9 protein-coding genes are annotated in these 12,706 nt (G+C 44.0%); 7 read left to right on the forward strand and 2 right to left on the reverse strand.

Going from position 1 to position 12,706, the window contains the following annotated elements; translation table 11 throughout:
• Nucleotides 1-33 precede the first annotated feature (33 nt).
• The 5 genes from IM475_RS15125 (at nucleotide 34) to IM475_RS15145 (ending at nucleotide 7,384) form a co-directional block, all read left to right on the forward strand.
• Complete coding sequence (locus IM475_RS15125; protein WP_287728126.1) at nucleotides 34-936, forward strand: RluA family pseudouridine synthase; 903 nt, start codon at nucleotides 34-36, stop codon at nucleotides 934-936.
• A gap of 203 nt (nucleotides 937-1,139) precedes the next feature.
• Nucleotides 1,140-3,302 carry a molecular chaperone DnaK gene (gene dnaK / locus IM475_RS15130; protein ID WP_287657370.1) on the forward strand — a complete coding sequence of 721 codons (2,163 nt, stop codon included), beginning with the start codon at nucleotides 1,140-1,142 and terminating at the stop codon, nucleotides 3,300-3,302.
• A gap of 187 nt (nucleotides 3,303-3,489) precedes the next feature.
• Entirely contained in the window at nucleotides 3,490-4,365 is an 876-nt protein-coding gene (locus IM475_RS15135) for a DnaJ C-terminal domain-containing protein (RefSeq protein ID WP_287728098.1), read from the forward strand.
• Nucleotides 4,366-4,469: 104 nt separating this feature from the next.
• Nucleotides 4,470-5,618: a quinone-dependent dihydroorotate dehydrogenase gene (locus IM475_RS15140; protein WP_287728099.1), complete on the forward strand. Its 1,149-nt coding sequence runs from the start codon at nucleotides 4,470-4,472 to the stop codon at nucleotides 5,616-5,618.
• A 176-nt stretch (nucleotides 5,619-5,794) separates the two neighbouring features.
• A complete protein-coding gene (locus IM475_RS15145) occupies nucleotides 5,795-7,384 on the forward strand; it encodes a DUF3352 domain-containing protein (RefSeq protein WP_287728100.1) in 1,590 nt (529 codons plus the stop codon).
• Here IM475_RS15145 and IM475_RS15150 read toward each other — a convergent pair.
• Nucleotides 7,358-8,605 carry a bifunctional folylpolyglutamate synthase/dihydrofolate synthase gene (locus IM475_RS15150; protein WP_287728101.1) on the reverse strand — a complete coding sequence of 416 codons (1,248 nt, stop codon included), beginning with the start codon at nucleotides 8,603-8,605 and terminating at the stop codon, nucleotides 7,358-7,360. The two genes, IM475_RS15145 and IM475_RS15150, sit on opposite strands and share 27 nt — an antisense overlap.
• Before the next feature lie 304 nt (nucleotides 8,606-8,909).
• Nucleotides 8,910-9,635, reverse strand: a complete 726-nt coding sequence (locus IM475_RS15155) for a 2-phosphosulfolactate phosphatase family protein (RefSeq protein ID WP_002759138.1) — start codon at nucleotides 9,633-9,635, stop codon at nucleotides 8,910-8,912.
• 340 nt (nucleotides 9,636-9,975) lie between these two features.
• On the opposite strand from IM475_RS15155, the gene IM475_RS15160 reads away from it, so the two are divergent.
• Together IM475_RS15160 and IM475_RS15165 are read left to right on the forward strand one after the other, a co-directional pair.
• A complete protein-coding gene (locus IM475_RS15160; protein ID WP_287728102.1) occupies nucleotides 9,976-11,184 on the forward strand; it encodes an RNA-guided endonuclease InsQ/TnpB family protein in 1,209 nt (402 codons plus the stop codon).
• A 491-nt stretch (nucleotides 11,185-11,675) separates the two neighbouring features.
• On the forward strand, nucleotides 11,676-12,629 hold the full coding sequence (locus IM475_RS15165) for an aldo/keto reductase (protein ID WP_287728103.1): 954 nt from the start codon (nucleotides 11,676-11,678) through the stop codon (nucleotides 12,627-12,629).
• Nucleotides 12,630-12,706: the final 77 nt, after the last annotated feature.

The raw sequence follows: 12,706 nt of genomic DNA on the forward strand, positions 1-12,706 counted from the left end.
CCCACACCCCACACCCCACACCCCACTTCCCCAATGGCCAATCAAGGTTGGATTTATCGAGATAAAATTAGCAGAAATCAGGCAGGATTAAGCCTATTAGCCTACTATGCGGGCAAATATCCCCATTCTAGCCCAGAAGAATGGCTCGATCGCATTTTATCAGCAGCAATTCTCGTCAACGGTCGTCCCGCTTGCCCCGATACAATCTTGGAAATCGGGCAGCAATTGACCTATCAGCGCCCGCCTTGGACAGAACCGGATGTACCGCTCTTTTTTGAGGTACTCTACGAGGATGCCGAGGTGTTAGTGGTGGCGAAACCTTCGGGATTACCCGTGTTAGCGGGGGGTGGATTTCTCGAACATACTCTTATCCATCTGGTACATCAGCATTATGCCGAGGTCACTCCCTATCCAATTCATCGTCTTGGTCGCGGCACTTCGGGCATAGTCTTAATGGCGAAATCAAAGCCCGCTAGAGCTAAATTGAGTCAACAGATGCGAGAGGGGAAAATTACCAAAATATATCGAGCTTTAGTTGGTCAGGGCGACATACCAGATAATTTTACTATTAATCAAGCGATCGGGAAAATCGCCCATCCCATTTTAGGCTACGTTTACGGTGCGCTCACAGATGGGTTATCGGCCCGCAGCGATGGTCGAGTCTTAAAAAAACATCCCGATAGTACCCTATTAGAAGTACAAATTTTTACGGGCAGACCCCATCAAATTCGCATTCATCTGGCCTTTTTTGGCTATCCCTTAATCGGTGATCCCTTGTATGGTCTGGGGGGATTACCGCGACCGGATGCAGTCCCGGGAGATTGTGGTTATTATCTCCATGCCAATCAAATCCTTTTTAATCATCCCAGTACAGGGGAAAGAATCTCTATTTGTTGTCCAGCGCCGCCGGAATTAAGGGAAAATCTGGAAATCTAGCCATATTTTCACCCCCCCAAGCCCGATCGCCAGCGATCACTAAAAGACCACTTCGGTAATCACACCCTCAATCGCCCCGAACTGAGAGCGAGAACCTAAGACAATTCGATACAATATTGTCAACAAGCATTAAGCGATTTAAACTATCGATCGAAGGTAAAAGTCCCGAAGTTATCGAAATCTAGGGGGAGACAAAAACAAGCATGGGTAGAGTAGTAGGCATTGATCTAGGGACAACTAACTCCGTCGTCGCCGTGATGGAAGGCGGAAAGCCAGTGGTCATCGCCAACTCGGAGGGCATGAGAACCACTCCTTCTGTGGTCGGTTTTAATAAAGATGGGGAGTTAGTGGTCGGTCAAATGGCCCGGCGACAAGGGGTACTTAATCCCCAAAACACCTACTATGCAATCAAACGCTACATAGGTCGTCGCTACTCGGAATTAAACCCCGAATCGAAGCGCGTCCCCTACACCATCCGCCGGGATGAGATGGGCAATATCAAAATTAAATGCCCCCGTCTGCAAAAAGAATTCGCCCCCGAAGAAATTTCCGCCCTAGTTTTACGCCGATTAGCCGAAGAAGCCGGCCGTTATCTAGGGGAAGAAGTCACCGGGGCTGTAATCACCGTCCCCGCCTATTTTAACGACTCCCAACGTCAAGCCACCCGGGATGCGGGCCGAATTGCGGGGTTAGAAGTGATGCGGATTCTCAACGAACCCACCGCCGCCGCCCTTGCCTACGGTCTCGATGAAGAAGAAAGCAAGAAAATCCTCGTTTTTGACCTGGGGGGCGGTACTTTTGATGTTTCTATCCTGGAAGTGGGTGACGGCGTTTTTGAGGTGAAGGCCACCAGTGGCGACACCCAATTAGGCGGTAATGATTTCGATAAAAGAATCGTCGATTGGTTAGCCAATCAATTTTTGGAACAGGAAGGCGTGGAGCTGCGCCAAGACCGGCAAGCCCTACAAAGACTGACAGAAGCGGCAGAAAAAGCCAAAATTGAACTGTCTGGGGTCAGCGTCACCGATATTAATCTGCCCTTTATCATCGCCACGGAAGACGGACCCAAACACATCGAAACTCGCCTGAGTCGGGCCCAATTTGAGGAATTATGTGGCGATTTAATCAGTCGTCTCCGTCGTCCTCTCAAACGCGCCCTTTCTGATGCTGGTTTGTCCCCCGTCCAACTAGATGAAGTGGTACTGGTGGGCGGCGGCACGCGGATGCCGGTGGTTAAGGATTTGGTGCGGAGTTTTATCGATAGGGAACCCAATCAAAATGTTAACCCTGATGAGGTTGTAGCGGTCGGAGCGGCTATTCAAGCGGGAATTTTGGGCGGCGAGGTCAAAGACGTGCTGCTCCTCGATGTGACCCCTTTATCCTTGGGTTTAGAAACCATCGGCGGTGTGATGAAAAAGTTAATCCCCCGCAATACCACTATTCCCGTCCGCAGAGCTGACCTTTTTTCCACTTCCGAAAATAATCAAACTGTGGTGGAAATCCACGTTTTGCAGGGGGAAAGGGAAATGGCCAGCGATAATAAATCCCTGGGACGTTTTAAATTAACCGGTATTCCCCCCGCACCCCGGGGTATTCCCCAAGTGCAGGTGTCCCTCGATATCGATGCTAACGGGATTCTACAAGTCACCGCTAGGGATAAAATGACCGGACGGGAGCAAAGTGTCACCATTCAAGGCGCTTCTACCCTCAGCGAAGGGGAAATTAACCGCATGATCGGTGATGCTGCCCGATTTGCCGAAGCAGATCGTACCCGTCGCGAAAAGGTCGATAAACGCAATCGCGCCCGCTCTCTGGTGGATCAAGCTCAACGACGCTTAAAAGATGTTACTCTCGATTTTGGTAATGAGTTCACCCGTTCTTATCGTCGTCAAATTGAGTCTTTGAGTACTGAAATTATCGACGCTTTGGAGAAAAATGATGACCGCCGCATCGATCGCGCCCAGGCGGATCTACAGGATGTTATCTATGAATTAAATCGCGAGGTACGGCTACAATACGACGAGGAAGACGAGGGCTTTTTTAGCGCTATTCGCAAGACTTTTACCGGGGATAAGGAAGATGATCTTCCCTCCGAACCGCGCCGCGATCGTTATCGTCAGGATTATCGTCCCAGTACTCCGGGTTATCAAAGCGATTATCGACCCAATTATTCGGCTAATCAAGATAGTTATCGCCCCCGCGATCGGGACAATTACGACAATGGCCGCGATAGCGATTGGCAAAGTCCCCCCCGTTCGGAGGAAAAAAGTTATAACAATAGTAAAAGTAGCCGCAGCGGCGGCAATCGTTCCCGCAATATTCCCCCCCAAAATAACTGGGATGATGACGATGATGATTGGTTTTAATCAGTGATCAGTAAACAGTGATCAGTAAACAGTAAACAGTAAACAGTAATCAGTAAAAAAACAGTGGGAAACTACTATTTAATACTGCTCGCTTAATACATACTGCTCACTTAGAACTCAAATCTGATCACTGATAACTGATAACTGATAACCGATAACTGATAACTGATAACTGATAACTGAATATATGCCACAATTAGTTAATTATTATGATCTTTTAGGAGTATCTCGCACGGCCACCAGTGACGAGATAAAAAAGGCTTTTCGACGACTGGCTCGCCAATATCATCCTGATGTTAATCCGGGGGATAAATCGGCCGAAGAAAAGTTTAAAGATATTAATGAAGCTTACGATGTTCTTTCCGATGAAGAAAAACGAGTTGAGTATAATCGTTCCTTGACGGGTAATAAGCGTCTTGGGATACGTCCGTGGGAAAAAGCCAATAGTAACGGTAATGGAAAAATGCCCCGTACAGAACAGGATTTATGGAAGTTTAGAGATTTTAATAACCTTAATACTAAGCGCGCTAAAATTGCCTTCTCTCCCCGTTTAACTCGTCGAGATGTGGAGGCGAAATTGACTTTACCTTTGGAGAAAGCCTATCAAGGTGGCAGACAAAGAATTCGTCTGGAAGATGGCCGATCAATCGAGGTTGATATGCCGGCAGCCATGATCGATGGGCAGAAAATTCGTCTCAAAGGTCAGGGGATTGAAGGGGGTGATTTATATTTAAAAATAACTATCGCTAGGCATCCTTTTTTTAGGATTCAAGGTTCTGATATTGTCTGTCAAGTGCCGATTACTCCTAGCGAGGCAATTGTGGGCGGTTTTGTGGAAATTCCTACCATTGACGGTTTAGTTAAAATGATGATTCCTAAGGGGGTTAGAAGCGGTCAAAGATTACGTTTGGCTAATAAAGGTTATCCCACTTCCCAAGGCGAAAGGGGTGATCAATTAGTGGAAATTCTCTTAGTTAATCCTCCCAATCCTAGCCCTGAAGAATTAGAACTTTATCAAAAAATACGGGCGATTGAAACTTTTAATCCTCGCCAAGGTTTATAAAGATTATGCTAGGTGGGTTACGGCAAATTTGAAATTTTTTGTCAAAAACATAACTTGTTCTTGCCTAACCCACCCTACACCTAACCCTTAATTCCTGTCTTTTTATGATCAATATAATTGATACAATTAAACCTTTTTATCCTCTAGCTTTCAAGGCTATTCGGGGCAATTTAGAAGGAACACAAAAACAATTATTAAATACTCTCCAAAAAATCGATCGCTCGCGAGGGGGATTTTGGGGACAATGGTTAATCTCACAATTATCAGAATCCCTCAGTTTTAGCGATTCTCGCCTATCGCAAAGCCTCTGGGGGTTAAATTTCCCCAATCCCGTCGGATTGGCGGCAGGATTCGATAAAGACGGTTTAGGGGCAGGACTTTGGCATAATTTCGGCTTTGGTTTTGCCGAGGTGGGTGCTGTCACCCTAGAAGGGCAACCGGGCAACCCAAAACCGAGATTATTTCGTTTACCAGAAGATTTGGCGGGATTAAACCGTATGGGGGCAAATAACCTCGGAGCGCCGGTTCTAGCGGCAACTCTCCAGCAATCTTGGCAACGACAACCCCGACAGATTCCCATCGGCATTAACCTCTGTAAATCGAAAAATACGCCCCTAGAAAAGGCCCCGGAGGACTATTTCGGCAGTTTTCGCTATTTATTCCCCCATGCTGATTATTTTGTCGTTAATGTTAGTTCTCCCAATACTCCCGGTTTGCGTTCCCTGCAAAGTGGGGAACAACTCGATAAAATCCTCGACATTTTACAAACAGAAAATCAAGGCAGAAAACCCCTATTAGTGAAAATTTCTCCCGATTTAGAATGGGAAGATATCATAACGATTGTTGAGTTAGCTTTCTCCTATCAATTAGCTGGAATTGTCGCTACTAATACCACCACTAAACGCACGGGATTAAAAACTACAATTCTGCCTGAAACTGGTAAACCAATCACTGAAGAAGCAGGGGGAATTAGTGGGCAACCTTTGCGGGAACGTGCCACGGAAGTGATCCGTTTTATCTATCGGCAAACCCAAGGCAATTTACCAATAATTGGAGTGGGAGGCATTTTTTCTCTCGATGATGCTTGGGAAAAAATTACCGCCGGTGCGAGTTTATTACAGATTTATACCGGTTGGTTATACCAGGGTCCTTGGCTAGTATCAAATATTTTACAAGGATTAACAGAAAAATTAGAGGCCAATGGGTTAACTAACATTAATCAAGCGGTGGGTTGGCAAGCTAACCAAGAATGAGCCAATTTTCTCTGGTAATTAGCAAGAATGTCGGAAAAATTAGCTAAAATGTTACCCGTTCCCTTTGGGGATAAGATAAGATAATTAAGATAACTACAATAGGACTGATCTAGAGACTACAACCGCAGACAAATTGATCGCCAAGTATTGAACTTTTTTAACCAAACCACAATTTTATGTCAAAAAAATCATTTTTACCCGGTTGTTTAGTCGTCCTAGGACTAACAGCAGTAACCGCAGGAGGTGTCTATCTTTATCTACGAGGACAACTTCCTTGGCAAAGATTCACCCCCTTGCAATCGGCAAAAGTTATCCCAGAAACTGCCTTTGCTAGTAGTTTTGTCTCCACGGATGCAAAAGCTTGGTCAGTGTTAGCTAAATATGGTACACCAGAATCACGAACTGCGGTTAGTCAAGGACTAGAAGAGTTACAAAAAAATATCTTCACCGATAAGATTGATTATCAACGGGATATCGAACCTTGGATCGGTAGTATTAGCTTTGCTTTCCTTCCCGCAGCTACCCCCGGACAATCGGAATTATTAACGGTTATCGGGATCAAAGATAAAATTAAAGCGTCGGAATTCCAGAAAAAACTAGGACAAGAAGTTAATCGCAAAACTAGCACCAGTGACTACAAAGGTATTACAATTACTGCTATAGATTGGCAGGATAACACCACTATTTATACTGCTGTTACTGGCGATTTTTTGTTGATATCCTACGATAAAAAGGTGTTAGAAGCGGCGATCGATACCTATCAAGGACAGCCATCTTTTAGCAGTAAACCGGAAGTGAGAAAACTGCTTTCCCAATCCCTCAACCTACCCAATACCCTAGCGACAATTTATATCGATGATTATGCCAAAATCTTGGGACCAGATGCTAATTTATCCCCCCAAAGTCGGCAAGAATTAGCAAAAATTCAAGATATTGTCGCAGGAGTGGGTGTCACCGATACGGGATTACAATTACAAATGGTGGCTAAACTTGCTCCTGAAACTATTTCTAACCTACCTTCCCCTAGCAGAAATCAAGTTTTAAATTATTTACCCGGAGATACCATCGCACTCTGGAGCGGTAATAATCTTAAACAGGGATGGGAAGAAGCAGAAAAACAGTCCCAAACTAACCCAGAATTACAAGTTTTTCTGCGTCAGATCCGTGAGAATTTTCAGATGGCAACCCTTGACGCGGATAAAGAAGTTTTCAACTGGATGGATCGAGAATTTGCCTTCGGAATTATCCCCAACCAGCAAGCAGTGGGAGGGTTAGGTTTTGGGGGAATGATGATCTGGCAAACCGGCGATCATAAAGCGGCCAAAACTACCCTCGATAAGTTAAATCAATTGGTGAAAACTGTTCCCTTTATCACCATAGAAAACAGTAAAATTTCTGGTGAAGATGTGACTGAATGGAAAGCGGAAGAACAAGCGATTTTAACCTATGCTTGGTCTAATAATGATACCTTAAAAATGACCGTCGGAATTCCCTATCAACCGCAACCGAATCAACCGATTAGCAAAAGTGAGAATTTCCAAGCATCGATCGCAAATTTGCCTAAAAATAATCTCGGTTATTTCTTCATCGATGTGGAGCAAATTATCGCTAAAGCAGGGGGAATTAATAATCTTCCTGCCGGGGAATTAACCCCGGAAGCAAAGGCCTTTTTAGAATCGGTACGCGGGATCGGAATTACTGCCACTATGCCTGATAAAACCACCAGTAAAATTGATGTTTTATTTTCCCTGAAACAAACTCCCTAAAAAGTAACCGACTAGATAAAGCGATCCACAGAGAATTATCTGACTATCGGCAGATTCTTGGATTGCTTTTTTTAGTCCTAAAAATACATCGGAACAAGTCTCTAGGTGAGATAATTCTGGACAAATTGAAGCCGCTAATTCCGCTAAGGTTTCAGGATTGGCACTGCTATGATCTTGGACAGGAACTAAATATAAACTATCGCCTTTTCTTAATAAAGCTTGGAATATTTCTCGATGATCTTTAGTCGATAAAATACCCATCACCCAGATAATTTTTGGAGCCTTTAAACTATCTACATACTGCCTTAAACCAATAGCAGCAGCGGGATTATGAGCGCCATCTATTAAAATTTCTCGCTGACACCAATTAACGGTTTGTAAACGTCCTAACCAGCGAGTTTTTGCCATTCCTTCTTGCACGACTTCATCGCTAATTTGCCAACCTTGCTGACGTAAAATATTAACAACAGCGATCGCTATAGCCGAATTAGTTAATTGAAAATCTCCCGCTAAGGATAAAGGATATTCTAACCCTTGATATTTGGCCCGATTATCGGCAATTTTTTCGGCAGCTTCTACCCATACCGTCGGACAATTTAACAGCTTGATTCTCTCCCTAACTACCCCCTGCGCTGATTCCGGTAATTGTCCGATAACTGCGGGACAATTCGCTTTTAATATCCCCGCTTTCTCCCCGGCAATATCGGCAACCGTGGGACCTAAATTTTGCCAATGTTCCCGACTAATAGAAGTGATGACAGTAACTAAAGGTTGAGCGCAAACATTAGTCGCATCTAATCTTCCTCCTAAACCCACTTCCATTACGGCAATATCCACCTTTTCCTGAGCAAAATACAGCCAAGCAGCGGCAGTAATTACCTCAAATTGAGTAGGACTTTCCTGCTGGGGATCGATAAGCGATTGTATATATTTAAGCAGGTTTTCTAAAGTTGCGGTTTCAATATTTTCGCCATTAATAGAGATTCTTTCTGTCCAATCAATTAAATGGGGAGAAATATAACGTCCGACTTTGTAACCGGCGGTACTGAGAATAGAGGATAGATAGGCACAAACTGAACCTTTGCCATTAGTTCCCGTGACATGAATAATCGGAATTTTATCTTGGGGATTGCCTAAAATCTCCAGCAGATTTTTTATTCTTTCTAAACCGAGATTGACACCAAAACGCTGAAAAGGTTGCAGTAAAGAATCGATAGTCATGGTTGGCAAACTATAAATAGGGTTTGCGGCAAAAAGTTTTTCGGTGGGGGTAGGGTGTGGGGTGTGGGGTGTGGGGTGTGGGGTTTTACCGATTTTCATCTGCTCAATTACCTAATTTTCAGGGAAAAAGTCCAGGGATTTTCCCCCTGATCACTCCCAGACGAGGCACTTTTGGATTTCAAAAAGGTCTAAAAGTTTTATCCAACAAGGTTTTTAGATTTATTCAGCAGACCCTAAATAAAGGAATCCGGCTAGGATCGATACTCCTACCGGCACTGATGACCCTTTCTCTGGGTGATAATGTCTAAAGTTTGACTAAAATGCTCGGTTCTTTTTGGATCGGTAAAACATCAAGAGAGTCAATATTAGCGCAGTATTTTAAATCTTCTTGACAGTGGAGACGCAAGAGGCGCTGACCATGACTACAACTGTGGAACATTCCTAAAAGATCATTTTGCCATTGACGATAAAGAGCGATCGAGGCAATCACCTCATCATTACCGATCGCCATTTGCCCCGATTGTTCTTGTAGCGCATCGGCGATCGCTCCAGCACAGGCCGTATCTTCCAGAGAATAACCCCCTTCCCAACCAGAGCCAACAATCCAGACGGTTTCGGGCTGCCTATCCAATAAGTAATTAACGGCAGCTTGCCGATTGATCATGGCCGCAGTGATCACGATTGGGGATTCTTCCACTCTTTGCAGAGCGCGGGTGCCGTTAGTGGTGCTGATAAACAGACGACGACCTTTCATTAAATCAGGGGTACAATCGAGGGGAGAATTGCCCAGATCGCAGCCTTCTACTTTCGCGCCACCTCTTTCTCCTGCTCGGAGACGTTTTTCCGGTTGCCAGGTATCACTCACCTGCATCAGGGTTTTCAGATCGCTAAAGGTTTGCACTGCTTCCGCACCGGCATTGAGGGCAGTGGCGATCGTGGTTGTCGCTCTTAAAACATCGATAACGACGGCGCAATCGGGTAGAGTATGGACGGGGGTAAGTTCGGGAGTGTGATAAATGAAAACCTGCACGATTTATACCAAGTAAAAAGTAAAAGGGGAAATAAGCTCAACATACCGCCGCTCGGCGTTGCGCGGGCAGAAGAAAGACAAGGCCGATTTTATCACAGATGTCGGGGTAAAGACCCTCGCTTTTAGAGACGGGATGAAACCCCGACCATTACAAAACAGCACTTCGACAAGCTCAGTGACACGAAGCACGACATTTCGACACATTTCGAGGGGCTTCAATGTAAAGGCTCAATGTAAAATCTCAGTGTTCAAATTTCGACAATCTCAGTGTTCACTAAAATCTTGATAATCCGATGCTCTACAGGTTAGAATAAAATAAGTTGTTTGAGGTCGATAAACAATGATTGTCTTAGAAATGAAAGCCGTGGTTAAACCAAGTCAGTGTTCTGCCATTGATGAAGCTATTCGTACAGTACAATTCATCCGTAATAAGGCTTTAAGGCTTTGGATGGATGCCAAGAGAGAAGACAAAATCGATAAATATTCTCTCAATAAATATTGTGCAGTTCTCGCCAAACAGTTCAAGTTTGTCGATACTCTAAATTCTACTGCTAGACAAGCATCGGCTGAACGGGCATGGTCAGCTATTGCTCGTTTCTATGACAATTGTAAGAAAAAGGTTAAAGGTAAAAAAGGTTATCCCAAGTTTCAGAAAAATAATCGTTCTGTGGAATACAAAAACTCCGGATGGAAACTATCGGAGGATAGAAAGCAAATTACTTTCACAGATAAGAAAAACATTGGCACGGTTAAACTAAAAGGAACTAGAGACCTAAACTTTTACCCTCTAGACCAAATTAAACGAGTTAGGATTGTTAAACGAGCAGATGGTTATTATGTCCAATTTTGTCTAAGTGTTGATATTCGGGAATATGCTAAACCCCTAGAACCAACAAAAAGATGTGTAGGATTGGATGTAGGCTTAAAAGTTTTCTACGCTAACAGTGATGGGGAAACGGTAGAAATACCGCAATACTATCGTAAGGCGGAAAAAAGATTAAACCGACTGAATCGGAAGAAATCTAAAAAGTTTAGAAAAGGTCAACCCCAATCAAACAACTACCAAAAAGCTAGAAAGAGATATGCTAAAAAGCATTTAAGAGTAAGTAGGCAACGTAAAGGCTTTGTCGAAAAAGAGGCATTGCACGTCATTAAATCTAACGATTTCATCGCCTACGAAAACTTAAATATTCAAGGCATGGTAAAAAACTCTAAACTCTCTAAATCTATTAATGATGTGGCTTGGTCAACTTTTCGGCAATGGTTAGAATATTTTGGCTTTAAATATGGTAAGGCTACGGTAGCAGTACCGCCTCATAACACGAGTCAAAATTGCTCTAATTGTGGTCAAAAAGTCCCTAAATCTCTATCTACGAGAACCCATACTTGTCCCCATTGTGGCTATGTAGAAGATAGAGATATTAACGCCGCTATCAATATTCTCAAAAAGGGACTAAGTACGGTAGGGCATACCGAAACTAATACGCTTGGGGAGAGATTCCCTCTGGTTTGGCTGGATACGTCCTGCCAGATTAAGGAAACTCAGTGAACCAAGAATCCCTCGCATGAGCGCGATGGGAGTGTCAACACGATGGATGTCAGCTAGTTACCTAGTATTGGCTGAAAAAGTAGGGGCGAAGCATTGGGATAGAAAATCTACGGTTTCAGCGATAGGTTATTGTCCGAATGCTTCGTCCTTCAAAATCAGCAAGAGATTTCGATTTTTTTACCTTTCTGTATTTTTTTGTTAACAAAACTTAACAATTATCGGCAAAATTTTGCTTGCTTTTGTCGGCAGATTTTGGGATAATATTTTTAAAGGATTTTATTCATAATGGAAATCTGTGGGTCTAAAAAAATTTGCACGGATTCCCATTATAAGAAAAGCATAGCGCAAATCGCTGGCAAAGTCAAGTCCTTTCCCATTACTTATGGGTGCGAATTTCCCAGAATCAAAAAAGGGGGTTAGTGGGGAGTCAGACCAAATATAGGTTACACTTCAACTTTAAATGAGAAACGCTGTCATTCTTTGTAGGGAATATGACTAGACAAACCGCTAATCTCGGACAAACAGGAATTGCCGTCAGTGCCTTGGGAATCGGGACTTGGGCATGGGGAGATAAACTATTCTGGAACTATGGCAAGGAATACGGAGCTAGTCAGGTAGAGGAGGCCTTTAAAGCGGCAGTAGAGGCAGGAATCACCTTTTTTGACACTGCCGAAGTCTATGGACTGGGGGAATCGGAACGACTCTTAGGAAAATTTACCCAACAGACCGATATTGCCATCGATATTGCCAGCAAATTTGCCCCCGTACCGTGGCGATTGGGGGCGAATGCGGTGCATAATGCCATTACCGAGAGCTTAAACCGTCTAAAAACCGATAAAATTGCCCTTTACCAAGTACATTGGCCCTTCACCTTCCTAATTAGCCAAGAAACCCTAATCAATGCCCTAGGGGAAGAAGTAAAAAGCGGCCGGATTGGTTCCGTGGGTGTAAGTAATTATTCCGCCGAGCAAATGCGTCAAGCAAGCCAGATTTTGGCGAAAAAAGAGGTTCCCTTAGCGGTCAATCAGGTGCAGTATTCGCTTTTGTATCGCAAAATAGAAACTAAGGGAATTTTAGCCACGGCCAAGGAATTAGGTGTCACCATCCTCGCCTACAGCCCTCTCGCTCAAGGACTACTGACGGGTAAATATAGCCCAGAAAGCCAGAATTTGCCCGATGGAGCCAGAAAAGTTGACTCGCGGTTCAAAAAAGAAGGTTTGGAGAAAATAGCCCCAATTTTAAGGGTACTGCAAGAATTGGGCGCAAAATACCAAAAAACCCCCGCACAAGTCGCCCTCAATTGGTTAATCGCCCAAGGGGATGTAATTCCCATTCCGGGGGCAAAAACTGCGGCCCAAGCGAGGGAAAATGCCGGGGCCTTAGGATGGAGTTTAGAAGCGCAAGAGGTGACGCAATTAGAACAGATGAGCCGGCCTTGGCTGTAAAAATCAAAACTTTTGATTTTTGATCACCATTCTGGAAAAAGTTTCTAACTTTTTGGTGATCAAGATTAAAACAGGCT

Source organism: Microcystis sp. M061S2 (assembly GCF_020245605.1).
In the GTDB taxonomy this organism is placed as follows: domain Bacteria; phylum Cyanobacteriota; class Cyanobacteriia; order Cyanobacteriales; family Microcystaceae; genus Microcystis.